This window comes from Neolewinella aquimaris (assembly GCF_014197245.1).
In the GTDB taxonomy this organism is placed as follows: domain Bacteria; phylum Bacteroidota; class Bacteroidia; order Chitinophagales; family Saprospiraceae; genus Neolewinella; species Neolewinella aquimaris.
The window spans coordinates 1-26,995 of the sequence record NZ_JACIFF010000010.1 but is presented as its reverse complement, the minus strand read 5'-3'; the positions used below and the strand labels follow the sequence as shown (position 1 = coordinate 26,995).

The following is a 26,995-nucleotide window of genomic DNA, read 5'->3' as shown; positions in this document are numbered from 1 at the left end:
CCTACTCGGTCACGATGTGCAGCAGCTCCTTCGCCTTCGCCGCGCGCTCCCGGGCCATGGCCACCGTATCGCCCAGGGCGGTCAGGTGACCCATTTTGCGGAAGGGCCGCGTCTCCGCCTTTCCGTACAGGTGGGGGTACACTTCGGGGATGGCCAGCACGTCCATCCAGCCGGCGTAGTGGGTGGGACCCGTGTGGCCCGCTTCCCCCAGCAGGTTGATCATGGCGGCGGGGCGCAGGAGCTGTGGATCTCCTAAGGGCAAGCCGAGAATGGCACGCAGGTGTTGGGCGTACTGGCTCGTGGCGCAGGCCTCGATCGTATGGTGACCGCTGTTGTGGGGCCGGGGGGCAACTTCGTTCACCAGGATCTGACCGTCTTTGGTAAGGAAAAGCTCCACGGCCAACAGTCCCACGATCTCCATTTTTTGCACCACGTCCACGGCCAGTTTGCTGGCGCGGCCGTCGGTATCGCCGTCGAGGGCGGCGGGGCAGACCACGAACTCCACCAGGTTGGCGGTGGGGTGAAACTCCATTTCCACGGTGTTGAACACCTTTACTTCGCCAGTAGCGGAGCGGGCCACGATGACGGCCAGTTCCTTGTCGATGTCGGCGAGTTGCTCAACGAGGCAGGCCCCGTCCAGTAGCTTTTCTTCCACTTCTTCGCGGTAGCGGATGATGCTTACCCCCTGTCCGTCGTAGCCTCCGGTGCGGGATTTTTGCACGAAGGGTGGTTTCACTGCTCCTGCGTTCACCGCCCGAATGACCTCCTCCTTACTGGCAAACAACTGGAAGTCGGTAGTGGGAATGTCGTGGTCGGCGTAGAACTGCTTTTGCAGTCCCTTGTCCTTTATGAGGTCAATGACGGCGGGTTGGGGGTACACCTTCACTCCCGCCTTTTCCAGTTCGTGCAGCGCCCGGGTGTCGATGTGCTCGATCTCGATGGTCACCACGTCGAGGCCGCGGGCGAAGGCCATCACGTCGTCGTAATCGCGGAAGTTGCCCCGCTGAAATACGGTGGCGTAGGGGGCTGCCGGGAAGTCGTCGGACCGGTCGAGCACGTACACCGGCAGGTGCCAGTCGGCCGCCGCCTGACAGAGCATTTTTCCGAGCTGGCCGCCGCCGAGGATACCGAGTTTGGGGAAGTTGGACATGGGGCGAAGGTAATTGCCGTGCCGGAAACCCGATATCCGGTTGTTCGTTATCTTTAGTGTATACACCCGTCATGACGCGAATACTCACCGAGGCCGAAACGATCACCAAGCTGCCGGACTTTCACTGGACGCTGGAACGGTACCACGCGGCCATTGCGGCGGGAGTTTTCAGCGATGACGACAAGGTTGAACTCCTCTTTGGAAAAATAGTCCCGACGTCGCCGATTGGTGTACTGCACGGAAAAGCAGTCAAGCACTTAGCCCGCTACTTCATCGAACGTTTTCCACAGGAAAATTATACCATTGGGGTACAGGACCCCGTCACCCTGGTCGACGACTCCGAGCCGAAACCGGACCTGTTCGTTGCTCAAGGTCCCCTAGTCAATTACGACCACCACCCCCATCCGGAGGATCTGTTGCTCGTGGTGGAAGTGTCCGACAGCACCCTGTTGCGAGATCGAACCGCCAAAAAATTCAGCTACGCCGTGGCCGGTGTTGTCGAATACTGGATCGTCACCGTCTACGAAAAACAGGTCGAGCGCTTTACCGATCCCCGGCCGGCGGAGGGCACTTACACAAAGCAGGAAATCATTAAAGCGGGCGAGACCTTTACCAGCCTGCACCTGGGTAATTTTACGGTAGATGATTTATTAGTAGCGTCGGCTTGAGCCGACACGCTGTCAGCCCGTCGGAAACAGCTTGACGGCTGAAGGCTGTAAAGTAGCGTCGGCTTGAGCCGACACGCTGCCGGTAGGTAAGAAACAGCTTGACGGCTGAAGGCCGTCGCTACTTACGTAAAGCAGCTTTGCGCCAGTAAGAAAACCTCAGGCACGCCCCATTGCGTTAACTTAGTACCAAGTTACCTGCCATGACTGAGTTACTTACCGCCGCCGAGACCATCGCCCAGCTGCCCACCATGCGCTGGACCGTCGACCGTTACCATAAGATGGTGGAGGCGGGGTTTTTGGATGAAAATGACCGGGTGGAATTGTTATTTGGTAAATTAATAGATATGTCTCCGGTCGGAATAGATCACCGCAGGGTAGTAAATAAGATAATGCGGCTATTTACTCAGCGGTTTCCTGCATCAGCTTATTACGTTGACGTACAAAACCCGGTTACCCTCTTAGACGATTCTGAGCCGGAGCCTGATGTATATGTTGCAATTGGGCCAGCGGATAGGTATAAAGATCACCACCCATTCCCGCAAGACCTCCTTCTAGTAATTGAAGTTTCCGACTCTACCATAAGATTCGACCGTACCGCTAAAATGCTGGTGTACGCCATGGCCGCAATCCAGGAGTACTGGATCGTCAACATCTACGAAAAACAGATCGAGCGGTTCACCGAGCCCCGACCGGCGGAGGGTAACTACGCGAAACAGGAAATCTTTAAGGCGGGCGAGACCTTTACCAGTCTGCACCTGGGTGACTTCGCGGTGGATGATTTATTAGTAGCGTCGGCTTGAGCCGACACGCTGCCGGTACGTCGGAAACAGCTTGACGGCTGAAGGCCGTCGCTACACGAAACGCCCCCACCGAAAGAATCAGCGGGGGCGTTTCGTGTTTCCTAATACTAGTCGGCGGACGAGCTTAGGCTCGGCCAACGACGGTTACAGCAGCGGCGCGATCACCAGGGCGACCACACTCATCAACTTCAGGAGGATATTGAGGGAAGGACCAGAGGTATCCTTAAAGGGATCGCCGACGGTATCACCGACAACGGCAGCCTTGTGGGGCTCAGAACCCTTGTAGTAGAGGGTACCCTGTACAGAAGCACCTTCCTCGAACATCTTCTTGGCGTTGTCCCAGGCGCCACCGGCGTTGGACTGGAAGATCGCCATCATGACACCCGCACTGGTAACCCCGGCAAGGAGGCCACCCAGCATCTCGGCACCTACGTCGGAGCCGAACAAGCGGGGAGCAAAACCGACCACCACGGGGGCGAGTACGGCAATCAGACCGGGCATCACCATCTCGCGGATGGAAGCTTCGGTGGAGATCTCTACACACTTGGCGTAGTCGGCCTTTCCGTCGGCGGCATCGAAGGTGAGCTTGTCGGCGGGGGACCACTTGGTCTCATCGTGACCGGCACGGCGCATCACTTCGAGAGCGGCCTTGAGCTCGGGGATATCCCGGAACTGGCGACGTACCTCCTGAATCATGTCGTTAGCGGCGCGTCCTACGGCCTCCATGGAGAAGGCACTGAAGAGGAAGGGCAGCATGGCTCCCAGGAAGAGACCGGCCATGACGTAGGGGTTGGAAATGTCGATGGTCGTGATCCCGGCCGTCTGCATAAAGGCGGCAAAGAGGGCCAGGGCGGTCAGGGCGGCGGAACCGATGGCAAATCCCTTACCGATGGCGGCCGTGGTATTACCTACGGCGTCGAGTTTATCGGTACGCTCGCGGACTTCACTGGGCAGATTAGCCATTTCGGCAATACCCCCGGCGTTGTCGGAGATCGGTCCGTAAGCATCGACGGCCAGCTGAATGCCGGTGTTGGAGAGCATACCCACCGCAGCAATGGCGATGCCGTAGAGACCGGCGAAGTAGTACGCACCGATGATGGCGGCGCTCAGCACGAGGATTGGCAGGGCGGTAGAACGCATACCGACGGCGAGTCCGGCAATGATGTTGGTGGCAGCACCGGTGGCGGACTGGTCCACGATTCCCTGTACGGGCTTGGTACCCGTACCGGTGTAGTACTCGGTGATGTAGCCGATGCCCAGACCCGCTACGAGGCCGAGGATGATGGCGTAGAAAACACCCATGTTGGTGTAAGTGAAGACTACCGGATTGCCCTTGGCGTCCACCAGTTGCTTGCCGAGCCCGTCCATTCCGATCGTCCACTCCGCGGGAAGCATGGTGGTTACAGCGAAAAAGGTCAGGACCAGCATGATGGCGGCGGCGATGAGCTCACCGGTATTCAGGGCCTTCTGGGGGTCTCCACCCTCGCTCACCCGCACGAAGAAGGTGCCGATGATGGACGCGAGAATACCGATGCCGGCCACAACCAGCGGAAGCAGTACGGCATTGAGTCCGCCGATCTCACTACCGGCGAATTCAGGAAGAATGATAAATGCCGCACCGATGACCATGGTACCGATGATCGAGCCTACGTAAGACTCAAACAGGTCGGCACCCATACCGGCCACGTCACCCACGTTGTCGCCTACGTTATCGGCGATGGTGGCGGGGTTCAGGGGGTGGTCTTCGGGGATGCCGGCTTCCACCTTACCGACGAGGTCGGCACCAACGTCAGCGGCTTTGGTGTAGATACCGCCGCCCACGCGGGCGAAAAGGGCGATGGAGGAGGCGCCGAAGCTGAAGCCGGTCAGTACCGTGATCACGCGAACGATGGCAAACTGCGCCTCGGCGGTACCGGCTACCGTGCCCTCGGGTACGAACATACCCTGAAAGAGGACAAACAGGGAGCCCAGTCCGAGCAGGCCCAGACCGACTACGCCGAGTCCCATTACGGAACCACCGGCGAAGGCCACACCCAGGGCCTTACCCAGGCTCTCCCGGGCGGCGTTGGTGGTACGCACGTTGGCCTTGGTGGCCACCCGCATGCCGATAAATCCGGCCAGGGCCGAACAGATCGCACCCAGAATGAAGCTTACCCCGATCATGTAACTCGAGGTGGCGGCATCGGCGGTAAAGATCAGGATGGCCGCTACGACCACTACGAAGATGGCCAGTACCCGGTACTCGGCCCGGAGAAAAGCCATGGCGCCGTCGGCAATATTATTCCCGATGCGCACCATGCGCTCGTTGCCGGGATCTTGCTTGCTCACCCAGCTGAACCGGATGGCCATAAAAATGAGGGCTAGGATACCCAACGCGGGTACTGCCGTAAGTATAGTTGAAACCATAAATGTGGAAGATTAACTTGTTGTAGAAGAGAGAGGGGTTCCGTCTCCGATGACAAGCGATCTAGATGGCCGCAGGGGAAAAAACGATTAGGCTTCCCTGCGCTTCAAAAGTTCGATGATCGAAATGTGACGCGAAAATAGCAATTCTCCACACACATTTCCTATTGGCCGACCTGCCGCACGAAGGGCTGCACCACCCGACCGCCAGCCCCACTGATCTCGAGAAAGTAGGTTCCGGCCGGCAGGGCACTCACTTCCACGTCGTAAGTATACAGCCCGGCCCCCTGCCGCTCCACCCGGGGAACACCAAGCGTACGGCCACTTGCATCCAGTATGCGGAGCCGCGTTTCACCACCTACCCTCAGTCCGTACTGCACGTACAACCGATGAGCAACGGGATTGGGATAGATCGACAGCAAGCGGATTCCAGATCCTTGAACCACACTAGTCGACAAGCGCGGTGGCTCGGCGGGCGCGGGTGTATCCTGCGTTCGTTTAGCCGCGGCCGGCGCGGTGGCCGTCACCAACTGATGGGTACCGTGGGTACTGGTCAGCCCCGTATCGAACCGCTCCGCTGCCCCCTCCTCAAGAATATCACTGTAGAAGTAATCGGCCTGTACCCGATCCGGCCCAACGTCTAACAGGAAATATCCGTGGCTCAGCAGATCGGCGTACTTCATGTGCGGGTTGGGGTTGCCGAGGTCGACTCCCGGAAGGGGCTCAAGGGGTTTATTCACCTGATTGGAAAGCTGGGTCGCGGCACTTAGTCCCACCGTCTCGTCGAAATTGGCTGAGGTAATGCTTGGCGTAAGAAACTCTACGGCTACCGCACCGGCGGCCGTGGTGGCATCGTAGCTGGGGTCCGGCCGGTAGCGGGGAATGCTGTCGTACCCCAGCATACTGCGAAACGTTACCGATACTGGCTTTTCGGTCACCTCGTACGCTACGCTGGAGTGAAAACTCCCGGTAAGGATCACCACGTTATCGATCCTTTCTTCCTCGATAAAGTCGATCATTTCCGCCCGCTCGGCCGGGTATCCGGCCCAGGTATCGAGGAACATGCTTTCCGTTTCGTTATACGATCGGTCGATGGCCAGGCCCGCCCAGCCAATGTTAAAGGGAGAAAACATCACCTGCTGTCCGATGATTTTCCAGCGGGCGGTCGATTGCCGCAACTGATCCTTCAGCCATGTCTTTTGGGGGGTGCCCAGTAGGGTACGGTCCGCCGACTGTAGGGCCGGGTCGAGGACGTTGTAGATCTGTTGTTCGCGGGCTTCGATGCGTGTATCGAGCATGATGAGGTCGACGAGGTCGCCGTACCGGAGGCTCCGGTAGATGCTACCACCCTGGGGGTCGCGGATCGGCAACCATTCGAAGTAGGCTTTCTTTGCGGCGGCCTTCCGCGCCTGCCAGTCGCCCTCGTTTTGCTGGTGCCCGTGGGCGCCGTCCTTGTAGCTGTTGTTGGCGTACTCGTGATCGTCCCAGACGGCAATAAGGGGGTGTTGCTGATGGACATGCATCAGCTGCGTATCGAGACGATAGGTGCTGTAGCGCGCCCGGTACTCGAACAGGTTCACGACCTCGATGGCCGGGTCGATGGGCCGCTCGTTAATGATGGAATCTTTTTCCACCCCCGGATTGGCCGATTCGTAGATGTAATCGCCCAGGTGAAGAATGGCGTCAATATCGTTCCGTGCGGCCAGGTGACCGTATGCGTTGAAGTAGCCCGCCTGGTAGTTGCTACAGCTCACTACCCCGAACTTGAGTTGGTCGACGCCGTCGCCGGTCGGAGTGGTCTTGGTACGGCCGGTAAGTGAATTTGCCCCCAGGGCCGTAAATCCGTAGTAGTAAGTGGTGCCCGGTGTCAGTCCGGTCACGTCCACCTTCACCGTGTAGTCGCGCGCGGCGGAGGTGGTGAAGGTGCCCGATTGAACCACCTTTTTAAGCCCGGTATCGGTAGCCACTACCCACTTCACGTCGACGCTCTGATCGTCCAGCACTTCCGGGGTCACGCGGGTCCAGATGATTACTCGATCGGCCAGCGGGTCTCCCGATGCTACCCCGTGGTAAAAGGGTTTGAGGCGCTCCTGCAAACCATCGTTGTCCGCTAGTTCGGCGGGCCGGCTGTTGCGGTAAAGGGTCGACCCGAACTCGAAATCCAGTCCTCCGCCATCCTGCGCGCGCAGGTCGATCGCTTGAAAAAGCAGCAGGAAGCAGAGAAGTAGCTTGAACGGCATAGGATTAAGTTGAGGTGCATTCGTCGGGCGGTCAACGCCGCACAAACGGCAGGAGGGTCGCGCCGCCCGGAGTTACGATGCGTAGAAAGTAAGTTCCCGCCGCAAGATCATCCAAATTGGCTACCAGGGTGTACAGTCCGGCGCCCTGTTGCATTTGCCGCAGTTGGCGAACGTAGCGGCCGGAAGCGTCGACCAAAGATACGGCGACGCGGCCCGGTGCCCGCAGCGCGTAGTTCAAATTGATGGGCCCGGTGGTGGGATTCGGCGATAGGGACAAGACCGTCAGGTCAGACGGTTCCCGGGTGGTACTCGTCAACCCCGGTGGATCGGCCGGTGCGGGAGTATCCTGTCGGGCTTTCGGGCTCGCGGCAGTTGCGGTCCGCTCTAGACGGTGGCTACCGACGGCACTGGTGAAGCCGGCCCCGTAAGATTCTTCGGTGCTGGGCTCCAGTATCGGACTGTAGTAATAATCCGCCTGTACCGCTTGCTCACTAACGTCCAGCAAATAGTAGCCGTGTTGGATCAGGTCGGCGTACTTCATGTGCGGATTCGGGTTGCCGAGGTCGAGGGTGTCGTTAGGGCGCAGGGGCCGGTTGATCTGAGCCTGCAGGGAGAGGGCCAGGGGTAGAAAGGCGTTCTCATCGAAATTGGCCGCACTAATGCTGGGGGTGCCAAATTCCACGGCTACTGCACCGACACCGGTTTCGGGATCATACGCCGTAGGAGTATACACGGGCACTCGCCCCAGTCCGTCCACTTCCCGAAAGCTCAGTTCGTTGGGCGGGTCGGCCACTTCGAAGGCCAGGCTGATGTGGAAATCGCCCGTCAGCAGCACCACGTTGTCGATCGCCTCCCCGGTGATGAAGTCGGTGAGTTGTCGCCGCTCGGCCGGGTAGCCGTCCCAGATGTCCAGAAATCCGCTTTCCACGAACTCGTACGTCTGCCCAACCAGCGGCCCGGACCACCCCACGTTAAATTCCGAAAACATAACCTGGCTGCCCACGAGTTTCCAACGGGCGGAAGAATTCATGAGCTGGTCGCGCAGCCACGCCTTCTGGGTGCTTCCAAGTATCGTCCGGTCCGCGGCGTATAGGGCGGGGTCGGTCACATCGAGGATCTGCTGGTCGCGTCCCTCCAACCGGGTATCGAGCATGATCAGGTCGGCGATGTTTCCGTAGGATACCTTCCGGTAGATGCTTCGATTTCCCGTATCCCGGATCGGCATCCACTCGAAGTAGGCCTGCCGCGATCGGTCCTTGCGTTCTTCCCAGCTGCCCTCTCCCCCGCCCTGGTGGTTGCTGGCGCCGTCGGCGTAGCTGTCGTTGGCCGATTCATGGTCGTCCCACACCGCAATGATGGGGTGTTGCTGGTGCAGCCGGCGCAGGTCGGCATCGAGGCGGTAAGTGCCGTAGCGGGTGCGGTAGTCAAAGAGGCTTACGATTTCCCGATCCGGTGCTACCGTGCGCTCGTTCCACACCTCGGAATTGCCGTACACGAAGTTGGCGTACTCGTAAATGTAATCGCCCAGGTGGATCACGGCGTCGAGGTCGTTGCGCTCCGCCAACCGCGCATAGGCATTGAAGTAGCCGGCCTGGTAATTGCTGCAGCTCACCACGCCAAATTTGAGGTGATCCGCGGCGTCGGCGGTGGGAGTGGTTTTGGTGCGGCCGGTGAGGGAGTTGCGGTCCAAGGCCCTGAACCCGTAGTAGTAGGTGGTCCCCTCGGTCAGCCCATCCACGTCGACCTTTACCGTATAGTCCCGATCGTCGGACGTTGTGTATGTTCCCTCCCGCACGATATTTTCGAGTTGAGGGTCGGTTGCCACCTTCCAGTCTACTTCGATGTCGCCTTCCCCGGATTCATCAGGCGTCACCCGCGTCCAGATCACGACCCGGTCCTCCAGGGGATCGCCCGACGCCACGCCGTGGTAAAAGGGCTGCAGGCGTTCGTCCACTCCCTCCGCCACTGCTCCCGTCAGCTGCCGCCCGTGGGTATAGACGGTTTGGGCGGGCGCGCGGGTGCAGGGTAAAACGGTTAAGAGCAGGGCAATACCCAAGGATAAGCGCATAAGCGGGAGAGCTTTTGGTTGGGTAGCAAGGTACGCCGGTTCGTGGCGTCTCGGTTCGTGGCGTCCCGCCGCGGTATCCCGGTTCGTGGCGTCTCGCCGCGGCAATCCCGGTTCGTGGCGTCCCGCCGCGGTATACTCTCAACCCGAAGTGACCGCGGCGGGACGCCACGAACCAATACGCCGCGACATCCCCTCAACCCGTAATCTCCGCGGCGGGACGCCACGAACCGATACGCCGCGGTATCCTCTCAATCCGCAGTGACCGCGGCGGGACGCCACGAACCAGTACACCTTACTGCTTCGAGCGGCGATACAGTGCATCAAATTCAGGATTCAAATAGGTCCAGGGCCAGTCTTCCCAGTGCGCTACTAAATTACACTTGACGGGATTGTTGAGGACGTACCACATCACGGTATCGAATGTGCCTGCTCGAATGTCCCGGTCAAAGTAGCTGACTTCCCAGAATGGTCCCGATGGCTGTCCCATAATACGATTACATAGTTTGCCGGTAAATGACTTATGCCGCCCCATGATCAGTCCGGCGTCGATGTCTTCACCCGAGGCGCTACGGGCGATTACGTGCACGTGATTGCTCATGACGCAAATGGCGTATATAAACAACCCAAGGCGCTCTGCGATAAAGTGCCAGGAATCAAGCACTGCCGTAGCGATAGCAGGATCGGAAAGGTGGTACGGTCCGTTTGATTCGGTGTGCAAGGCATTATCCAGTAGCACCTCGAACTCCTCCTGCGCTATTTCACTTCCCGCCTTATCGTTCCCCCGGTTGGCATAAAGCCGACTGCGTTCTTGACGCAACCTCTCAATAACGTTAACGGGCAGACTTCCCTTCAGTCGGTAAACAACGTGCATTGGAATGTGACGAAAGGGGCGGTGGGGGAGCTTGCCGGTGTTCTCCTGCATTTGTATCGTGATGGGTTTGGGGCCGAAAAGATATTGATATGAGTAAAAATTGAAAAATTTCCGGTTTTTGAATGGTTCGTCTCGTTGCGGCATTCCGGTTCGTGGCGTCTCGGTTCGTGGCATCTCGCCGCGGCACTCCCGGTTCGTGGCGTCTCGCCGCGGCTAGTCCCTTAACCCGTAATGACCGCGGCGGGACGCCACGAACCGACCCACCCCAGTTGCACATTACCTGCCGCCAACCTATATTTGCGCCCCTAATATCCCCCGCAAGCGTGCGGGGAAGATTTTATACCGAAGGGTGGAGAGATCAGGCTCTGTGAAACCCTGGCAACCACTTTCCCGATGGCTCGGGGAAAAAGGTGCCAAAGCCTGTCCCGTGTTACGGGAACCTATAAAACTACCGCCCCATGCCATCCTTCTCCAACGCGTCCGTTCAGGACCTCCCCCTCCACCAAGACGAAGCCGCCCTGCCGGATATTCTGGCCGCCGTCCTGGAGGAATCTGCCCACTTCCTGGCCACCCTGCCCCAGCGCCGCGCCGGTGCCCAACCGCCCCTCGCCGAGAGCCTACCCCCAAACCACTACCGGGGAGGCTTCGTCCGCGGAACGTCCCTGGCCTATGACCGGGAGTTCGGCGAAGGAAGGGGTGCGCTGGCTACCTTGAAGCACTGCATCCGCCGCTTCGATGAGGTCATTGTGGCATCCTCCTCGCCCCGCTACCTGGGCTACGTGACCGGTGGCGTCACCCCCGCCGCCCTGGCGGGCGACTGGCTGGCGAGTGTGTACGACCAGAATCCGCAGGGACTGCGGTGGTTCGGCGACGCGTCGGGACGCATCGAGTACGAAACGATCGGACTGCTCCGCGACCTGCTCGGCCTGCCCGATACATTTCACGGAGGATTCGTGACGGGAGCCACCATGAGTAATTTCACCTGCTTGGCCACCGCCCGCCAGTGGATCGGCGCACGGGATGGCGCAGACGTGGCCCGGGAAGGCTTACACCGCCCAATTAGGGTATACGCCGCTACCCCCCACTCCTCTGCAGTCAAGGTACTGGGAATGCTCGGCCTGGGTACGAACAGCCTCGTGCGCGTTGCTACCCTCCCCGGCCGGGAGGCAATGGATGTTGAAGACCTAGCCCGTCGCCTGGACGAGCACCCCGGCGAAGCTTCCATCGTAATTGCCAGCGGAGGCACCGTCGACACCGCCGACTTTGATGACTTTCGCGCAATCGCGGCGTTGCGCGAGCGGCACACGTTTTGGCTTCACGTCGATGCGGCCTTCGGGGGCTTTGCTTCTCTACTGCCAGAATCGGCCGATCCGGGTAAGGACCTTTTTCCCGGAGGCAGACTTCGGAACTGGGAGGATGCCGACAGCATCACCGTCGACAACCACAAGTGGCTGAACGTACCCTACGACAGCGGCACCTGGTTTGTCCGCAGAACACACGAAGCCCACCAGGTCGCCAGCTTCCAGAACGGAAATGCCCCCTACCTGGGGAACGCCGGAGACCAGTACAACTACCTCAACCTCGGGCCGGAAAACAGCCGCCGCTTGCGGGCCCTACCGGTATGGTTCACCCTGCGGGCCTACGGTAAGCAAGGGTACCAGGATATCGTCACCCGCTGCGTCGCAGCGGCTTTTTCACTCGGCGAAAAGTTGGCTGCCCACGAGCACTTTGAGCTGCTCGCCCCGGTACGTCTCAACGTAGTTGCCTTTACCGTTAAGGGGGGCAACCAGAAATTGGTGGACGGCTTGCTCCAGCGACTGAACGACAACGGTCGCTATTTCCTTTCCCCTACCTTCCTCAACGGTAAGGCGGGACTCCGGGCGGCATTCGTCAACTGGCGAATATCCGATCGGGACGTGACGTGGCTGTTCTCGGAACTCCAACATGCCCTGCTTTCGGAAACTTCCCCTGCACCTGCGCCCCCGCCCAAACCCTAAATTCTATGGCCGGGTGGCCGAACTGCTCGGTCCGGCGTTTGCCATTCATCAACCTTCAATTTTTTCATTCCATGCACTACGAGACACTCCAACTACACGCCGGCCAGGAAGTCGACGAACACTCCCGCAGCCGCGCCCTGCCGCTGTACCAGACGTCCAGCTTCACCTTTAAGGACAGCGAGCACGGCGCCAAACTCTTCGGCCTCCAGGAGTTTGGGAACATCTACACCCGGATCATGAATCCCACGACCGACGCCTTTGAAAAGCGCATCGCGGCACTGGAGGGTGGAGCAATGGGACTGGCTACCGCCTCCGGACAGAGCGCCCAGTTCCTGGCCATCAACAACCTGGCTTCGGCGGGCGACAACATCGTCAGCAGCGCCTACCTCTATGGGGGCACCTACAACCAGTTTAAGGTGGCCTTCAAGCGCATCGGCATCGAGGTGCGCTTCGCGGAAAGCACCGACCCGGCCGACTTCGAAAAGCTGATCGACGACAAGACCAAAGCGATCTACACCGAGACGCTCCCTAATCCCAGCTTTCTCGTGCCCGACTTCGCAGGGCTCGGAGCCCTGGCTGAAAAGCACGACCTCCCGCTGGTAGTAGACAATACGTTTGGCGCGGCCGGCTACCTCTGCCGCCCCATCGAGCACGGCGCCCACATCGTGGTACAGTCCGCAACCAAGTGGATCGGCGGCCACGGCACCAGCATCGGCGGGGTGATCGTAGACAGCGGCAAGTTCGACTTCGGTAACGGCAAGTACCCCCAGTTTACCGATCCCAGTCCGAGCTACCACGGCATGGTCTTCAACGACGTATTCGGAAAGGACGGTCCCTTCGGCAACATCGCCTTCGCCATTCGCGCCCGGGTGGAAGGACTGCGCGACTTCGGTCCGGCCGTCTCCCCCTTCAACTCCTGGATGTTCGTGCAGGGCCTCGAGACCCTCAGTCTGCGGGTGCAGCGCCACTGCGAAAATGCCCAGGCCCTGGCCGAGTGGCTGCAGGATCACGACAAGGTGGAAAGCGTGAGCTACGTCGGACTGCCCGACCACCCCGGTCACGCCAACGCCAAGAAGTACCTGCGCGAGGGCTGCTTTGGTGGCGTACTGAACTTCAACGTGAGGGGCAGCAAGGACGACGCAACCAAGGTGGTCGACAGCCTCAAGCTCATCAGCCACCTCGCCAACGTCGGCGACGCGAAGACCCTGATCATTCATCCTGCCGCTACGACCCACCAGCAACTGAACGAGCACGAACAGCGTGCCGCCGGAGTGGAGCCCAATGCCCTGCGCATCAGCGTCGGCATCGAGCACATCGACGACATTAAGGCGGACCTGGAGCAGGCGCTCGGCCTTATTTGAGTGGATGCTTTGATGAGTGGATGAGTGCATCAACCCACTCATTCACTCATCAATTAATTCACTCATTGACCCCATACCCCGACCATGACCAAATACCTTTACATAGATCACCCCTTTGAGTTGGAGTCCGGTCAGGTGCTGCCCCGGGTTACCGCGGCGTATCACACCTTCGGTGAGCTGAACGCGGCACGGGACAACGTCATCTGGATCTGTCACGCGCTGACGGCCAACAGCGACTGCCAGGACTGGTGGCCGGGGCTCGTCGGACCGGGATGCACCATCGACCCGGAGAAGTATTTCGTGGTGTGCGTCAATATGTTGGGGAGCAGTTATGGAAGCACCAGTCCGCTGAGCTATAATCCGGAAACGGGGAGAACGTATGGTCTCGATTTTCCCTTGATCACGACCAAGGACAACGCTCGCTTTTTCTCCCTCATCGCCGGTCACCTCGGAATCGGTAAAATTCGACTTCTGATGGGGGGCAGCATGGGCGGACAACACTGCCTGGAATGGGCCTGTGCCGAGCCGGATCGCTTCGGTCTCCTGTGCGTACTGGCTACCAACGCCCGTCATTCCGCGTGGGGCATTGCCTTCAACGAGAGTCAGCGTATGGCCCTGCGCGCGGATACTACCCTCGGTACGGACGCGCCGGATGCGGGCAAGCTGGGCCTGGAAGCAGCCCGTGCGATTGCAATGCTCAGTTATCGCCACTACCGCACCTACGTAAGCTCGCAGTCCAATTCCGACGAAGAGGTATTCGACGATTTTCGCGCCAGCAGCTACCAGCGGTACCAGGGATACAAGTTGTGGAAACGCTTCGACCCGGTGTGCTACTACGGCCTGTCGCGCGGTATGGATACCCACAATGTCGGGCGGGGCCGTGGAGGAGTTGCCGCAGCCCTGAGTAGAATCAGCTCCCCCACCCTGGTGATCAGCATCGATACCGATCTGCTCTTCCCGATCGAGGAGCAGGGCATTCTGAGTCGCTACATTCCCAACAGCCGGCTGGAGGTGATGCATTCCGATTACGGTCACGACGGCTTCCTCACCGAATCGGTCAAGATCGGGGAATTTTTAGCGGATTTCCTCAGCGATCAATTACGGATCGATTCCACCACCAAGCGGGCGTTTACGGACGGACTCACGGGCCGCAAGTTCGCGGTACCCGGTTCCGAGGAGGTGTAGCGGTTATTTCTTGGCGACCAGCGTATCCTCGTGGAGCGACGGCCAGGGCATACACAGTGCATCGAGCTGGGCGATGGTGCCCAAAAAAACATTTTGATCTACCCTGCCTACGATTCCGGGGGACTGCGCGCCGTCGGTAAACTGCCAGAACTGAAATTCCCGACCGCATACGGTCACTGGTTCCCGATCGTCGTAGCGGGCCAGCCAGAGGGGATAATCGTCGAATTGGCCGGCGAGGTTGCGGTTGTAGAAATTGAGGCCGGTATAAAGGATGGGTTTGACGCTGTAGTGGGCTTCGGCCAGCTCGAGCCAACCCCGAACGTGAGTAACTAGCTCGGGCCCGGTAAGGTCTCCGCGGCTTTCGACGTCCAGTACGGGGGGCAGATCGCCGGGTTGCAGCTTGACCAGATCGATGTAATTGCTCAGCTGCCGCTCGATGCTGGTGTGGGGCAGAAAGAAGTGGTAGGCTCCCCGGCGCATTCCTACGCGGCCGGCCTCCATCCAGTTGGCACGGAAGGCGAGGTCGCGGTGGTTCCAGCCCTCGGACGCCTTGATGAAGGCAAAATCGTGTCCTGCCGTGGCGACGCTATCCCAGTCGATTACCCCCTGGTAGCGGCTTACGTCGATGCCGCTGATCTCGTAGCGCTCACTAACGCCCGCGCGTTCGCACGAAGCGAGCACTAGGGTGGCTAATAGGGGCAATATGGTGATGAGGCGGTGCAAAACAGGTTTGAGACGAAGTGCTAAATATCTAATTTACGGAAAAAACCGCAAAGCCGGTTTACTCCTCGGCGAGTACCCCCCGGATGTTCCAATTGACCCGCTCGCCGTTGAGATCGCGAAAGCCGGTCCACTGGGTAGCGGTAGAGAGCAGTAGAAGGTCTCCGTTAGGATCGTACGTCCGGCCGGCATCACAGCCGACGGAGAAGGGTTGACCGTCAGCCAGTTCAACCTCGACGGCAAGCCAGAGCCCTTCGCCGGTAATTTCGATACCGGGGATGAGGCGATCCTCGATCCACTCCGTAGTGTTGATGCGAGCGGTAAGGTTCTTGCGGTACAGCTCGGCGCCGGGGGTGCGGTCGTCGGGCCCCTCGGCGAACACCACTACGCTGGTGGCCTCCGGGATCTGGGTGAGATAGAAGGTGATGCGGTCCATGGTGCGCCCTATGTACGGCTGGGTCTCCGCGGGGGGAAAGTAGGCGGCAAACAGATTCTTTCCGGGCGGAAGTTGGGGGGCAGTGACGTTGGGGCCGTCGTAGTTCAGGGTGGTGAGGACGGTGGCGTCGTCTTCCTTACAGCCCGTCCAGAGAAACAGGACAAATGCCAGGAAGAAATACGGGAGTACGGTGGGTTTCATGGGGCGAGGATTTAACCAGTAAGATCGGAGATAAGACGCGATGGAGAAAGCTCCGGTTGCTTAAGGGTAGGTTAAACACCCTCGGTGGTAGGATAACGCATTGTTCTCATCCACATTGTAAGTTTCGTTCCAGTTCCCGGCGGGTAGCGACCTTCGCGGAGTGAAAATGAACCGGGAGATCCTCCGCCTTGCCGTCCCCAACATCCTCAGCAACGTATCCGTACCGCTGATCTCCAGCTTCGATACGGCCCTGATGGGCAGTCTCGGCGGCACCCACATCGCGGCGGTGGGACTGGGCAGCATGGCCTTCAACTTCGTATACTGGAACTTCGGCTTTCTGCGGATGGGCACCACGGGCCTTACCGCCCAGGCGTACGGGCGCGGGAGTGGACCCGAGCAATCCCAGGCCCTCGTACGTGGAGCCCTGCTCGCCCTGGCAATCGGCGTGACCCTGATGGCGCTGCAGGTTCCCCTGGTCAAATTCACCGAGTGGCTGCTCAATATTCGCGCCGATCAGATCGCGCTGGTGGAGGAGTACTTCTTCATCCGCATCCTCGCCGCGCCGGCGGCCCTACTGCAAATGGTGCTGCTGGGCTGGTTCTTCGGGCGCCAGAATGCCGTGTGGCCGCTGGTGCTTACCCTCGTCGTCAACGCCGCCAATCTGGCCCTGAGCTACTACCTCGTGGCCGTCGCCGGCTGGGGCATTGCGGGGGTAGCGTGGGGTACGGTGGCCGCTCAGTATCTGGGGTTGCTACTGGGTTTCGGCTTCCTGGTTTACGGCGGGTACCGTACCAAAGATTGGCCGCTGCACTGGTCTGCCTTGCACCTGCGTTCCCGCCAAGCAAGTAGCGTAAGCCTGGGGGCGTTCTTCCGCATCAACCGCGACATCTTCATCCGGACGGTCTTCCTCACCCTCAGTTTCGCCTTTTTCTACAATCGGGCCAATGCCCTAGACGTAGGCACGGCTACCGTAGCGGCCAACGTCATCCTGCTGCAACTGGTCAACTGGCTCAGCTACGGCATCGATGGATTCGCCTTCGCCGCGGAAAGCCTGGTAGGAAAGTACGCCGGTGCCAAGCAACCCGAACACCTTCGCCGGGTGATCCGCCTGCTCTTCGGATGGGGCATGGGACTGGCGTGCGTTTATGCGGCAACCTACTGGATCGGGGGCTACAAGCTCCTCTCCCTGTTCGCCCCTGAAGCCAGCGCCGGCGACACCCTCGCTGCGGCGTACTACTATCTTCCGATCGTCGTCCTATTCTGCATCCTGGCGACTCCCTGCTACCTCTTCGACGGCATCTACGTCGGCCTCACCGCAGCCCGCGCCATGCGACAGACCATGCTCCTGGCCTTCGCCGGCTACCTGCTCAGCTACTACCTTATCGGACAACACTTCGGTAACTGGGGCCTGTGGGGAAGTCTGCTGTTCTTCATGATGCTCCGGGCGGGGATGCAGTGGGTGTGGTGGAGGAGGGGGTTAGTACGGTAGTACGGTAGTACGGTAGTCGGGTAGTACGGTAGTCGGGTAGTACGGTAGTCGATTAGTACGGTAGTCGATTAGTACGGTAGTTGCTGATGGAGTACTACTGTACTACCGTACTATTCTACTACCGTACTAATTACCTTACACCCATGTTCTACCCTTCCATCGCCACTACCCAGTCTGCCCTCGATGCCGGAGAGGTCACTACCGTACAACTCGTGGAGCGTTATCTGGCGAGTATCGGAGACCAGCGTTACCTGAATATTTATGTGGAGGTCTTTGCGGACGAAGCGCTCGATCGGGCAAGGGAGCAGGACGGGCGGCGGCGCGCGGGAGCAAAGCTGGGGCGACTGGCCGGCATTGTACTGAGCATCAAGGACGTGATCTGCTATGCGGGCCACGGCGTGAGTGCGGGATCGGCGATGCTGGAGGACTTCGTTTCCCCCTATACGGCTACGGCCCTGCAGCGCCTGTTGGATGAGGATGCCATCGTTATCGGGCGGACCAACTGCGATGAATTTGCCATGGGCAGCGGCAACGAGAACAGCCACTACGGCCCCACCCGCAATGCGGCCGATCCGGCCCGGGTGCCGGGGGGAAGCAGCGGCGGAGCGGCGGTTTCGGTGCAGGCGAACACCTGTCTGATGGCGGTGGGTTCGAGTACGGGGGGATCGGTACGGCAGCCGGCCTCTTTCTGCGGACTGTACGGCTTCAAACCCACCTACGGCCGCATCAGCCGGTACGGCCTTATCGCTTACGGGAGCAGCTTCGACCAGATCGGTTTGCTGGCCCGCGACCCCACCGATATTGCGCTCGGACTGGAGCTAATGGCCGGGGCGGACAACTTCGACGCTACCGCTCCCAACCGACCCGTCCCCCTCTACAGCAAGGCGACAAGCGAAGGTCCCAAACGCATCGCCTATTTCGCCGATATCCTGAAAAACGAAAAAGTGGACGGCGTGATCCGCCAAACCACCGAGTCCGCCCTCAAAGAGCTGCGCGATGCGGGCCATACCGTGGAGCCGGTCACTTTTGATTACTTCGATTACGTGGTGCCGACCTATTACGTCCTTACCACCGCGGAAGCCAGTAGTAATCTGAGTCGTTACGATGGCATGCGCTACGGTTACCGCAGTGCGGAGGCGGAGACGTTGGAGGAAACCTATAAGCAGAGTCGCTCGGAGGGATTCGGCACTGAAGTCCAACGGCGCATTTTGCTCGGCACCTTCGTACTCAGTAGCGGCTACTACGACGCTTTCTACGGGAAGGCGCAGCGGGCCCGCCGCGTGATTCAGGAGCAACTAAGGGGTATTCTGGCCGATTACGATTTCATCCTCATGCCCGTCTCGCCCAGTCAACCCTGGCCCGTGGGCGAGCAGATCGATGACCCGGTCGCCAATTATCTCGCTGACATCTACACCGTACTGGCTAACCTCGCCGGCTTACCCGCCATCGCCATTCCCGCCGGCAATGATCCGGAAGACCACCTGCCCGTAGGCTACCAGCTTATGGCCGACCTCTGGCAGGAAGAGGAGCTGCTTTCGTTTGTATGCCGGACAAAAAAATAGCGACGTACCGCTTGAGTACGCCGCTACTAATAGTAAGGTTTTAAAAGTCTACTCCGGAACGGTGAGGGTTCCTTCTTCCGCTTTTTGCTGAAGTTGCTCGGTCGGGGTGATGGCAACTTCTACGCGACGGTTGGCCTGGCGGCCGGCGTCGGTATCGTTGGTTTCTACGGGGCGGGTTTCACCGAATCCTTCGGTGGTCATGCGGGTACGGTCGATGCCCAAGCTGGTCAGGTAGTCGGCTACGCTAGCGGCGCGTTGCTCACTGAGGCGCTGGTTGCTGTTGTCACTGCCTACGTTGTCGGTATGGCCGTCGATCTTGATGTTGGTATCGGGGTATTTCTTGAATACGTCGGCCATCTTTTGCAGCTCGATGCGGCTTGCGTCCGTGAGGGAGTACTTACCGAAAGCGAAGAGCACGCCGCTATCGAAGGTTATGGTGTAGCCGCTGGTTACGGTTTCTCCGTCTTCCGTGGTGGTTTCTACGCGGGCTACTTCGGCACCTTCGATCTGCTCGACCTCCTTGGCCTGCTTATCCATGTAGTCGCCAATGACGGCACCTGCGGCACCGCCGATGACCGAGCCAATGATGGCACCCTTCGTGCCGCTGCCGTTGTTCTTGCCGATGGCACCACCGATCACGCCGCCTACGGCACCGCCGGCAGCACCGCCCTTAACGGCTCTGCTGGTGTTACAGCCAGTAGCAAAAACCAGCATGAGAGCCAGTAGAAAGAGGGGAAAAGATTTTATTATTGTTTTCATATCAAGTGTGGTTAGGGGTTCTAATCATACCCTAAAACACTGTGCGATTGCTCCATGTTTGGTCACCTTTCCTTAAGGGGATGTTATCGTATCCCGGCGACCGACCAGATCGGCTACAATACGGGCCGAAAGCAAACAAAGGGGTAGCCCGCCCCCCGGATGAACGCTGCCGCCGAGGAAATAGAGCCCACTGATCTCCCGACTGAAGTTGGGATGCCGCAGGAAGGCCGCCATTCGATTGTTGCTGCTGGTGCCATACAGCGCGCCCTGGTGACTGCCCGTGAGCCGCTCGATGTCGGGGGGGCCTACCGTGCGTTCCGCCGTAATGTGTCGTTCAAGCCATTCGGGCGGGGACGCGGGTACAAGGTATTTTCCTAAAGCAGTGACTACGCGACTCCGCAGTCGGGCCGTCAGGGCATTCCAGTCCTGGCCGGTATCCGCGGGTGCGTTCACCATGACGAACCAGTTTTCGTGACCGGGGGGGGCGTCTGCGGGGACCAGTTTGCTGCTGACGTTGACGTAGATGGTGACGTCGTCGCTCAGATCGCCACGCTCTAGCTTGGCAAATTCGCTGGCGTAGTCTTGGCTGAAAAAGATGTTATGCAGCCCCAGCTCCGGAAACTCCCGGTCGATGCCCCAGTAAAAGATGACGGCGCTGGTGCTTTTTTGCTGGTGGAGGGTGAGTTTGGGTCGCTTTGCTTCGGGGAGTAGGCGTTCGTAGGCGAGCCAGACGTCCATGTTGCAGACGACGGTGTCGTACCGGATTAGCTTGCTATTTACCCGGATACCCTGCACCTGCGCCCCCGCCCGTTCTATTTTGTCTACCCGTTGGTTGAAGTGGTAGCGGACGCCCAGGCGTTGCCCCAGTTCGTAGATGCTCGTCGCGATATCGTACATCCCCCCCGCGGGTAGGTAGGCGCCGAAGTGGTGTTCGAAGTGGGGGATCATCGACAGCAGGCCGGGTGCTTTGTAGGGATTGCTGCCGTTGTAGGTCGCGAAGCGATCGAAAAGCTGGACGAGGCGGGGATCCTTTAGTGCCGCTTCGTGTACCTCGTGCATGCTTTTGAAGAGGTCGAGGCCCGGAATTTTGAGCATGGCATAGGCGACCTGGGGATCCAGCCAGGTGCTCGCTTTGTGGAGGCTTTTTTCCAGGAAGGTGCGGCCGGTGAGTTCGTACTTGCGGGCGGCGGTGTCCATGAAATCTTGCATGGCTTGTTCCGGCACGTCGAAGGTCTTTGCGGCGGAACGTACCAGGTCGGCGGTGGACGCGGGAGCAGTGAATCGGGTGCCGTCGGGCCACCAGTAGCGACAGACCTCGGGCAGACGGGTGTAATTGAAGTGGTCGCGGGGGTTCTCGCCGGCGAGTGCGAAGAGCTCGTCGACGTACTGCGGCATCGTAAACAGGGAGGGGCCGAAATCGAAGCGGTAGCCGCCCGGCAGGGAGAATTCGGTGAGCTTGCCTCCGGGACCGTCGTTGGCTTCGTATACATCGACGGTATGGCCCACGGCGGCCAGTCTGACGGCGGCGGCGAGTCCGGCAATGCCTGCTCCGATTACGGCGGTTTTCATGGTGGGGGAAACCGTAGGGGGCGTAAAGGGTTTATCTTTCTTGCAGTGCGTCCACTCCACCGCTTGTTCGTTTACGGTCAAGAGGAAAGTCCGGGCAACGTAGGGCACCACGCCGGCTAACGGCCGGGGCTTCTTCCTCGGAAGGGGTACGGAATAGTGCCACAGAAAGTATACCGCCACTCCCGGTTCGCCGGGAAGGTAAGGGTGAAATCGTGGGGTAAGAGCCCACGCCGTCGGGCAGCAATGTCCGGTGGAGGTAAACCCCGTGGGTTGAAATACCAAACAGCGTTCTATGGCCGGCCCGGTCTCCCGATAGCTATCGGGAAGGAACGCGGGTAGGTAGATCGAGCCGGTGAGCAATTGCCGGCCTAGATAAATGGTGGAGCGTCCCGACTCAGTCGGGACCGACAGAACCCGGCTTATCGGAACGTACTGCACCGACGGCTCTCTTCTTCGGAGGGGGGCCGTTGGTTTTTTCCTGAGGGCAAGTGGCCTCTGGTCTGAGACTTTTTCAACGCAGATTCAAGCAGATTTTGTTCGCAGATTTTCGCGGATTTAAGGTCGGGGCGTTGCACGCCGAGTAATGTCAAGCGGCCTCCGGTACGAGATAGGGTTGCTGCGCAACGGGGGGAGGTTCACCACGGATGGCGCGGATTTGCACGGATTCGAGGTCGAGGCGTTGCACGCCGAGTAGCTTGTCGTCGGCCGACCGAGGCACGAGGCTCGTCCGCCGACTTGACGGTTCTGCACCGTCTCCGTATGTTAGTCCTCCAATAATTAGCAGCATGAACAAGCTTTTGTGGATAGGGGTAGCCCTGTTCCTCGGGTGCGGCAGTGAAGCCACCCAAACTGAAACTACCGAGGAGCGGCCCCCGAACGTGGTCTTTATTCTGGCCGACGACCTGGGCTTCCACGATTTGGGCGCAACGGGATCGGAATATTACGAGACGCCGAACCTGGATCGCCTGGCGGCGAGCAGTGTGCGCTTCGAGCGGGCTTATGCGGGTAGCCGGGTGTGCAGCCCTTCCCGCGCAACCATCATGCTGGGGCAGTATACCGCCACTCACGGCATCACCGACTGGATCGGCGCACGATCCGGAGCGGACTGGCGCAACAACAACCGCTTTACGACCCACCTGCCCCCCGATTATGTGCGGGAATTGCCGGCGGAGGCGACCTCTCTGGCGGAGGCGTTTAAGCAAAATGGGTACCGTACTTTCTTTAGCGGCAAGTGGCACCTCGGTGGGGAGGGCAGCACGCCTACCGATCACGGCTTCGACATCAACGTAGGGGGCAACCATACGGGGTCTCCGGGGGGTGGATACTTCGATCCGTTTGATAATCCGCAGTTGCCTAACCGGCGGCCGGGGGAGAACCTGTCTATGCGGCTGGCGGATGAAACCAAAGACTTCATCGTAGCCGAACGGGATACGCCCTTCTTCGCGATGCTCAGCTTTTATGCCGTCCACGCTCCGATCCAGACCACGGAGGCCTACTGGCGTCACTACCGCGACAAGGCCGTGGAGGGGAGCGTAGCCGATCACGGATTTGAGATGGAGCGGCGGTTACCCATCCGGATCGAGCAGGACAACCCGGTCTACGCCGGGCTGGTTGCGCAGATGGATGCGGCGGTCGGGCTGGTGCTCGATGCGCTGGATAGCCTCGGCATTGCCGATAACACCATCGTGGTTTTCACTTCCGACAACGGCGGGGTATCCAGCGGAGATTCCTATTCTACCAGCAATTTACCTCTGCGTGGCGGCAAGGGCTACCAGTGGGAGGGGGGCACGCGGGAACCGCTTTTCGTACGGGCCGGTGACCGGTACGCTGCACGTTCCGTCGAAACCCGGGTGACCGGAGCGGACCTCTACCCTACCCTGGTGTCACTGGCGGGCCTTTCGGTTCAGCCTACCCAGGAATTCGATGGCAGCGACCTTACGCCACTGATGAACGGGGAGGACCTGCCGGAACGATCGCTGTACTGGCACTATCCGCACTACGGCAACCAGGGCGGCGATCCCAGCAGCGTGATCGTTGCCGGCGACTGGAAGCTGATCCATTACTGGGAAGACGGAAGTAATGAGCTTTACAACCTAGCCAGCGACCCTGAGGAACAGGAGAATGTGCTCGAAAACAATCAGGCGAAAGCAGACTCCCTGTACGCCTCCCTCAATGACTTTCTCACCGAGCGGGGTGCCCGGTTTCCGGAAGTAGACCCCGAGTTCGATCAGCAACGAGCGGATGAAAAGGACCGTTTCTGGCGCGTCACTAAGATGCAGCAACTCGAAGCCGGACGGACGGAAATGTTGCAGGCGGACTATCAGCCCAACGCAGATTGGTGGGGCAGCCAGCCCGATGCTGCCTCCCGGCAGCGGTAACGCCCCGGCAGGATGCCGGGAACCACCACCATCACCCCTTCTTCTGCACGATCATCATGCGGCAGGGCTGTTTATCGAGCACCCCGGATTTATGCCCCTTTCCCCCATTCGTCCCCTGATCCTCCCCCAGGCTGATCTCCCCCGCGCGCATTTCCACACGAGTGCCGTCCATCGTTTCCACCCACCAGCCGCCGGAGAGGGGGATGATCCACTGGGGGGCGGGGTTTTCGTGCCAGTCGCCGTTGAAGTCGGCGGGTAGCTCGCTGAAGATGACCTGCATTTCGCCCTTTTCCAGTTTGTTGTTCCACTGCTCGCCGGAGCTGCCGCCCATGCTTTCGAGGTCGAAATCGGTGAGGTGTTCCTGCTTTTGTCTGCTGATGCCGTCGGCGTCGGTGTAGACGTGCCAGTAGGGGATGGAGGGTTTTTGGGGGTTGGGCATGGTTGGGTTGTTTGGCTGTCGGAGATTGGGGGTTATCGCCCCGATAGCTATCGGGGGAGGCAGCATTGTACTGTCGCTGCCGGGAGCCAGCGTTGTACTAGAGGAGGGCGGCGCCGAAAACGCCGGCGGAATCGCCGAGTTTGGGGCGGAGGAAGCGGGTGTCCATGCGGGGGTTGAAGAGGTGGTCGACCACCTGGGGGACGCCGTGGGTGTAGAGCTCGTCGATGTTGCCGAGGCCGCCGCCGAGTACGATCGCGTCGGGGTCGAGGACGTTGATGATGTTGGCGATGCCCTTGGCGAAGTAGTGGAAGAAGCGTTCCAACGTACGGGTGGCGGCGGGGTCGTTTCCGGAACGGTAGCGGGGAACGATCTCCCGCATCGATAGAGACCGGCCGCTCATCCGCAGGTAGTAGCGCTCTAGGGACGGACCGGCGAGGATCTGCTCGGTGCAGCCCACGCGGCCGCAGTAGCAGTAGCCCCCGGAGTGGTCAAGAAAGGTGTGTCCCCACTCCCCACCGATGCCCTGGGCACCGCCGATGATCTTGCCGTTGACGACAACGCCGCCGCCGGTGCCGGTACCTAAAATAACGCCGAAAACTACCCTGGCATCCGGCACTTGTTCGGGTACGCAGCCCATCAGGGTTTCGGCCACGGCGAAACAGTTGGCGTCGTTGGCCAGGGTGAGGGGTTTGCCGATGAGGCGTTCCAGGTCGCGGCCGATGGGTCGGTCATTGAGTACGACGGTGTTGCTGTTCTTCATCAGTCCGGTGGGCGGATCGATGGTACCGGGGGTGCCGATGCCGACGGATTCGGCGATGACGCCGGTGGCTGTTTCCATCTCCGTGACCACGCGGGCGATGCGGGAGAGGATGTGGTCATAGCCCCCCTCGCGCTCCGTAGGGATGCGGCGGCGCTCCACTACGTTGCCCTGCTCGTCGAGGACGACCCCTTCGATTTTTGTTCCTCCGAGGTCAATTCCAAATTTCATTGCGCTTGATTTTTGACTATCGCACCCCCGATAGCTTTCCGAGGTCCCGCCCCTATGCTTTGGGCAGGAAGCCTTTGCGGACGAGGAGGTAAAGTAAGGGCCCGACGATGGGAAAAAGTAATACCGCGTACACGACACTGTTTCCCAGTCCGGCCTGCTTGCGGGTGACCATATCCTCGCGGGCGATCCGGAGGATGGGGCGGTAGATGAGTACTGCGAGCAGGATAACGGCGAGGGCGACGAGGAGGGTCTTGACGGGCACGGCGGAGGGTTTGGCTATCTGAACCCCAGGGAGGAGTGCTTGTTTCAAGTGCCATGACTACACTTAAAGCGGGCGATGTCGCCCCTTCCTTTACCGGGATCATTCAGGATGGTTCGACGGTTTCTCTGGCTGATTTCGCGGGCAAGCGTCTGGTGATCTTTTTTTACCCAAAAGACGATACGCCGGGATGTACGGCGGCGGCCTGCAGTCTGCGGGATAACTATTCCGAGCTCCGGGAACAGGGCTTCGAACTGCTTGGTGTGAGCCCCGACCCCGTGAAGAAACACCAAAAATTTGCCGACAAGTACGACCTTCCGATGCCGTTACTTGCCGACGAAGATCACTCCATTATGGACGCTTACGGGGTGTGGGGGCCGAAGAAATTCATGGGCCGGGAGTACGATGGCGTGCACCGCACTACCTTCGTGGTCGGCGGAGACGGTAAGATCGAACGGGTTATTGCCAAGGTCGATACCAAATCTCACGCCGCTCAGTTAATGGAAACCGCTTAATTTGATCTGGTTCGTTTGGGAAGGTGTAAGGGCCGGCTTGCTGCTCTCGCTGCTGGTGGGACCGCTCGTGGTGCTGCTGATTCAGTTGAGTCTGCGGCGGGGCACCCTGGCGAGTTTTGCTGCGGCACTGGGGATCTGGACCAGCGACCTGGCCTTCATCTCCGCTTCCCATTTCGGACTGGGCCGCCTGGAGCGCCTGCTAGACTACCAGTACCTCAACGAGATCATCGGCACGGTGGGCTCGGTACTCCTGCTCGGCGTCGGACTCATCATGTGGTACCGAAAACCACCGAGCATCAAGGGTAAGAAAATACTGCCTACGCGGCGGGGACTGCTGAGCGCCTGGGCCCAGGGGTTCGCGGTGAATTCCCTCAACCCCTTCACGGCATTTTTCTGGTCGACCTTCGTGGTGACGCAAGTGCACAACCGCGATCTGCTATCTACGGAGGCCCTGGCGATATACGGCGGCATTATGGTGACCATCGTCATCGCTGATTCCTGCAAGGTGCTGGGCGCGCGTAAGCTGCGTGCTTTCCTGAAACCGGCGATGATGTTGCGGGCGCAGCGGGCCGGGGCGGTGGCGCTGGGGCTGTTTGGGGTGTTGCTGGCGGCGCGGGTGTGGTTTTAGAATTTTTCTAGGCAGATTTTTTCCAACGCAGATTTAAGCAGATTTTGGTCGCAGATTTCGCAGACTTTGTTTTAACGCAGATTCGAACGGATTCGGTCGCAGATTTGCGCAGATTTTTTAGCGGCTACTCCAGTAGATGTCAGCTGGGCGGAAGGCCGCAGGCAATCCGAGAAAATCTGTGATCGAGCGCAGCGAATCTGTGTCTGCCGCAGGCAATCTGTTTACTATTGTCTACGCAAGTCCTGCATGGACTTTTTTGTCATACGTAACGTCTTTCTTCAGGCACGTGTACAGGACCCGGATCATCTT

Annotated in this window: 23 protein-coding genes, 1 other RNA gene and 1 riboswitch; of the genes, 11 read left to right on the top strand and 13 right to left on the bottom strand. The window is 59.7% G+C overall.

The annotated features are described in order from the left end of the window. Position 1: 1 nt before the first annotated feature. Positions 2-1,150 (bottom strand): 5-(carboxyamino)imidazole ribonucleotide synthase, encoded by a 1,149-nt coding sequence (locus GGR28_RS17175; RefSeq protein ID WP_183497064.1) that lies wholly within the window; start codon positions 1,148-1,150, stop codon positions 2-4. A gap of 71 nt (positions 1,151-1,221) precedes the next feature. On the opposite strand from GGR28_RS17175, the gene GGR28_RS17170 reads away from it, so the two are divergent. Further along, complete coding sequence (locus tag GGR28_RS17170; protein ID WP_183497063.1) at positions 1,222-1,818, top strand: Uma2 family endonuclease; 597 nt, start codon at positions 1,222-1,224, stop codon at positions 1,816-1,818. Positions 1,819-2,018: 200 nt separating this feature from the next. After that, positions 2,019-2,618, top strand: coding sequence for a Uma2 family endonuclease (locus tag GGR28_RS17165; RefSeq protein ID WP_183497062.1), 600 nt, complete (start codon positions 2,019-2,021; stop codon positions 2,616-2,618). A 144-nt stretch (positions 2,619-2,762) separates the two neighbouring features. Here the strand turns inward: GGR28_RS17165 and GGR28_RS17160 are convergent, their stop codons facing one another. From GGR28_RS17160 to GGR28_RS17145, 4 genes are all read right to left on the bottom strand, one after another. Then, a complete protein-coding gene (locus GGR28_RS17160) occupies positions 2,763-5,024 on the bottom strand; it encodes a sodium-translocating pyrophosphatase (RefSeq protein WP_183497061.1) in 2,262 nt (753 codons plus the stop codon). Between the two features lie 161 nt (positions 5,025-5,185). Next, entirely contained in the window at positions 5,186-7,261 is a 2,076-nt protein-coding gene (locus tag GGR28_RS17155) for an alkaline phosphatase D family protein (protein ID WP_183497060.1), read from the bottom strand. 31 nt (positions 7,262-7,292) lie between these two features. Beyond that, positions 7,293-9,329 carry an alkaline phosphatase D family protein gene (locus tag GGR28_RS17150; RefSeq protein ID WP_183497059.1) on the bottom strand — a complete coding sequence of 679 codons (2,037 nt, stop codon included), beginning with the start codon at positions 9,327-9,329 and terminating at the stop codon, positions 7,293-7,295. Between the two features lie 292 nt (positions 9,330-9,621). Beyond that, positions 9,622-10,251 (bottom strand): transposase, encoded by a 630-nt coding sequence (locus GGR28_RS17145; protein WP_183497058.1) that lies wholly within the window; start codon positions 10,249-10,251, stop codon positions 9,622-9,624. Between the two features lie 283 nt (positions 10,252-10,534). Next, a riboswitch (SAM riboswitch) is annotated at positions 10,535-10,649 on the top strand. A 9-nt stretch (positions 10,650-10,658) separates the two neighbouring features. On the opposite strand from GGR28_RS17145, the gene GGR28_RS17140 reads away from it, so the two are divergent. The 3 genes from GGR28_RS17140 to GGR28_RS17130 all read left to right on the top strand — a co-directional run bounded on the left by GGR28_RS17140 (position 10,659) and on the right by GGR28_RS17130 (position 14,743). Further along, positions 10,659-12,197: a pyridoxal phosphate-dependent decarboxylase family protein gene (locus GGR28_RS17140; RefSeq protein ID WP_183497057.1), complete on the top strand. Its 1,539-nt coding sequence runs from the start codon at positions 10,659-10,661 to the stop codon at positions 12,195-12,197. A 71-nt stretch (positions 12,198-12,268) separates the two neighbouring features. Continuing rightward, entirely contained in the window at positions 12,269-13,558 is a 1,290-nt protein-coding gene (locus GGR28_RS17135) for an O-acetylhomoserine aminocarboxypropyltransferase/cysteine synthase family protein (RefSeq protein WP_183497056.1), read from the top strand. Between the two features lie 84 nt (positions 13,559-13,642). Next, complete coding sequence (locus GGR28_RS17130) at positions 13,643-14,743, top strand: homoserine O-acetyltransferase family protein (protein WP_183497055.1); 1,101 nt, start codon at positions 13,643-13,645, stop codon at positions 14,741-14,743. A gap of 3 nt (positions 14,744-14,746) precedes the next feature. Here the strand turns inward: GGR28_RS17130 and GGR28_RS17125 are convergent, their stop codons facing one another. Both GGR28_RS17125 and GGR28_RS17120 read right to left on the bottom strand, forming a co-directional pair. Then, positions 14,747-15,466 carry a glycoside hydrolase family 25 protein gene (locus tag GGR28_RS17125; protein WP_183497054.1) on the bottom strand — a complete coding sequence of 240 codons (720 nt, stop codon included), beginning with the start codon at positions 15,464-15,466 and terminating at the stop codon, positions 14,747-14,749. A 58-nt stretch (positions 15,467-15,524) separates the two neighbouring features. Continuing rightward, entirely contained in the window at positions 15,525-16,100 is a 576-nt protein-coding gene (locus GGR28_RS17120; RefSeq protein ID WP_183497053.1) for a hypothetical protein, read from the bottom strand. A 166-nt stretch (positions 16,101-16,266) separates the two neighbouring features. Here GGR28_RS17120 and GGR28_RS17115 point away from each other — a divergent pair, with 166 nt between their 5' ends. Together GGR28_RS17115 and gatA are read left to right on the top strand one after the other, a co-directional pair. Then, complete coding sequence (locus GGR28_RS17115; RefSeq protein WP_183497052.1) at positions 16,267-17,589, top strand: MATE family efflux transporter; 1,323 nt, start codon at positions 16,267-16,269, stop codon at positions 17,587-17,589. A gap of 143 nt (positions 17,590-17,732) precedes the next feature. Beyond that, positions 17,733-19,151 carry an Asp-tRNA(Asn)/Glu-tRNA(Gln) amidotransferase subunit GatA gene (gatA, locus tag GGR28_RS17110; RefSeq protein ID WP_183497051.1) on the top strand — a complete coding sequence of 473 codons (1,419 nt, stop codon included), beginning with the start codon at positions 17,733-17,735 and terminating at the stop codon, positions 19,149-19,151. A gap of 48 nt (positions 19,152-19,199) precedes the next feature. On the opposite strand, the gene GGR28_RS17105 is transcribed toward gatA, so the two are convergent. Further along, positions 19,200-19,910 carry an OmpA family protein gene (locus tag GGR28_RS17105; RefSeq protein ID WP_183497050.1) on the bottom strand — a complete coding sequence of 237 codons (711 nt, stop codon included), beginning with the start codon at positions 19,908-19,910 and terminating at the stop codon, positions 19,200-19,202. A gap of 72 nt (positions 19,911-19,982) precedes the next feature. Beyond that, positions 19,983-21,479: a 1-hydroxycarotenoid 3,4-desaturase CrtD gene (gene crtD / locus GGR28_RS17100; RefSeq protein ID WP_183497049.1), complete on the bottom strand. Its 1,497-nt coding sequence runs from the start codon at positions 21,477-21,479 to the stop codon at positions 19,983-19,985. A 43-nt stretch (positions 21,480-21,522) separates the two neighbouring features. Here crtD and rnpB point away from each other — a divergent pair. Continuing rightward, positions 21,523-21,918, top strand: an RNA gene (rnpB, locus tag GGR28_RS17095) — RNase P RNA component class A. A gap of 147 nt (positions 21,919-22,065) precedes the next feature. On the opposite strand, the gene GGR28_RS17090 is transcribed toward rnpB, so the two are convergent. Further along, entirely contained in the window at positions 22,066-22,266 is a 201-nt protein-coding gene (locus tag GGR28_RS17090) for a hypothetical protein (protein WP_183497048.1), read from the bottom strand. On the opposite strand from GGR28_RS17090, the gene GGR28_RS17085 reads away from it, so the two are divergent. Then, positions 22,265-23,857, top strand: coding sequence for a sulfatase (locus GGR28_RS17085; protein ID WP_183497047.1), 1,593 nt, complete (start codon positions 22,265-22,267; stop codon positions 23,855-23,857). The two genes, GGR28_RS17090 and GGR28_RS17085, sit on opposite strands and share 2 nt — an antisense overlap. Before the next feature lie 31 nt (positions 23,858-23,888). On the opposite strand, the gene GGR28_RS17080 is transcribed toward GGR28_RS17085, so the two are convergent. From GGR28_RS17080 to GGR28_RS17070, 3 genes are all read right to left on the bottom strand, one after another. Next, positions 23,889-24,296 carry a cupin domain-containing protein gene (locus GGR28_RS17080; RefSeq protein ID WP_183497046.1) on the bottom strand — a complete coding sequence of 136 codons (408 nt, stop codon included), beginning with the start codon at positions 24,294-24,296 and terminating at the stop codon, positions 23,889-23,891. Positions 24,297-24,393: 97 nt separating this feature from the next. Continuing rightward, positions 24,394-25,284, bottom strand: a complete 891-nt coding sequence (locus GGR28_RS17075) for an ROK family protein (RefSeq protein ID WP_183497045.1) — start codon at positions 25,282-25,284, stop codon at positions 24,394-24,396. 52 nt (positions 25,285-25,336) lie between these two features. Then, positions 25,337-25,546, bottom strand: coding sequence for a hypothetical protein (locus tag GGR28_RS17070; protein ID WP_183497044.1), 210 nt, complete (start codon positions 25,544-25,546; stop codon positions 25,337-25,339). A 53-nt stretch (positions 25,547-25,599) separates the two neighbouring features. On the opposite strand from GGR28_RS17070, the gene bcp reads away from it, so the two are divergent. Next, positions 25,600-26,058, top strand: a complete 459-nt coding sequence (gene bcp, locus GGR28_RS17065; protein WP_183497043.1) for a thioredoxin-dependent thiol peroxidase — start codon at positions 25,600-25,602, stop codon at positions 26,056-26,058. A gap of 1 nt (position 26,059) precedes the next feature. Then, positions 26,060-26,686 carry a LysE family translocator gene (locus GGR28_RS17060; protein ID WP_183497042.1) on the top strand — a complete coding sequence of 209 codons (627 nt, stop codon included), beginning with the start codon at positions 26,060-26,062 and terminating at the stop codon, positions 26,684-26,686. The last annotated feature ends 309 nt before the right edge of the window (positions 26,687-26,995 follow it).

Excerpts from the sequence above, each read along its gene's own strand:
- GGR28_RS17175 (WP_183497064.1), bottom strand. The coding sequence starts at position 1,150 with ATGTCCAACTTCCCCAAACTCGGTATCCTCGGCGGCGGCCAGCTCGGA.
- GGR28_RS17170 (WP_183497063.1), top strand. The coding sequence starts at position 1,222 with ATGACGCGAATACTCACCGAGGCCGAAACGATCACCAAGCTGCCGGAC.
- GGR28_RS17165 (WP_183497062.1), top strand. The coding sequence starts at position 2,019 with ATGACTGAGTTACTTACCGCCGCCGAGACCATCGCCCAGCTGCCCACC.
- GGR28_RS17160 (WP_183497061.1), bottom strand. The coding sequence starts at position 5,024 with ATGGTTTCAACTATACTTACGGCAGTACCCGCGTTGGGTATCCTAGCC.
- GGR28_RS17155 (WP_183497060.1), bottom strand. The coding sequence starts at position 7,261 with ATGCCGTTCAAGCTACTTCTCTGCTTCCTGCTGCTTTTTCAAGCGATC.
- GGR28_RS17150 (WP_183497059.1), bottom strand. The coding sequence starts at position 9,329 with ATGCGCTTATCCTTGGGTATTGCCCTGCTCTTAACCGTTTTACCCTGC.
- GGR28_RS17145 (WP_183497058.1), bottom strand. The coding sequence starts at position 10,251 with ATGCAGGAGAACACCGGCAAGCTCCCCCACCGCCCCTTTCGTCACATT.
- GGR28_RS17140 (WP_183497057.1), top strand. The coding sequence starts at position 10,659 with ATGCCATCCTTCTCCAACGCGTCCGTTCAGGACCTCCCCCTCCACCAA.
- GGR28_RS17135 (WP_183497056.1), top strand. The coding sequence starts at position 12,269 with ATGCACTACGAGACACTCCAACTACACGCCGGCCAGGAAGTCGACGAA.
- GGR28_RS17130 (WP_183497055.1), top strand. The coding sequence starts at position 13,643 with ATGACCAAATACCTTTACATAGATCACCCCTTTGAGTTGGAGTCCGGT.
- GGR28_RS17120 (WP_183497053.1), bottom strand. The coding sequence starts at position 16,100 with ATGAAACCCACCGTACTCCCGTATTTCTTCCTGGCATTTGTCCTGTTT.
- GGR28_RS17115 (WP_183497052.1), top strand. The coding sequence starts at position 16,267 with ATGAACCGGGAGATCCTCCGCCTTGCCGTCCCCAACATCCTCAGCAAC.
- gatA (WP_183497051.1), top strand. The coding sequence starts at position 17,733 with ATGTTCTACCCTTCCATCGCCACTACCCAGTCTGCCCTCGATGCCGGA.
- GGR28_RS17105 (WP_183497050.1), bottom strand. The coding sequence starts at position 19,910 with ATGAAAACAATAATAAAATCTTTTCCCCTCTTTCTACTGGCTCTCATG.
- crtD (WP_183497049.1), bottom strand. The coding sequence starts at position 21,479 with ATGAAAACCGCCGTAATCGGAGCAGGCATTGCCGGACTCGCCGCCGCC.
- GGR28_RS17085 (WP_183497047.1), top strand. The coding sequence starts at position 22,265 with ATGAACAAGCTTTTGTGGATAGGGGTAGCCCTGTTCCTCGGGTGCGGC.
- GGR28_RS17090 (WP_183497048.1), bottom strand. The coding sequence starts at position 22,266 with ATGCTGCTAATTATTGGAGGACTAACATACGGAGACGGTGCAGAACCG.
- GGR28_RS17080 (WP_183497046.1), bottom strand. The coding sequence starts at position 24,296 with ATGCCCAACCCCCAAAAACCCTCCATCCCCTACTGGCACGTCTACACC.
- GGR28_RS17075 (WP_183497045.1), bottom strand. The coding sequence starts at position 25,284 with ATGAAATTTGGAATTGACCTCGGAGGAACAAAAATCGAAGGGGTCGTC.
- bcp (WP_183497043.1), top strand. The coding sequence starts at position 25,600 with ATGACTACACTTAAAGCGGGCGATGTCGCCCCTTCCTTTACCGGGATC.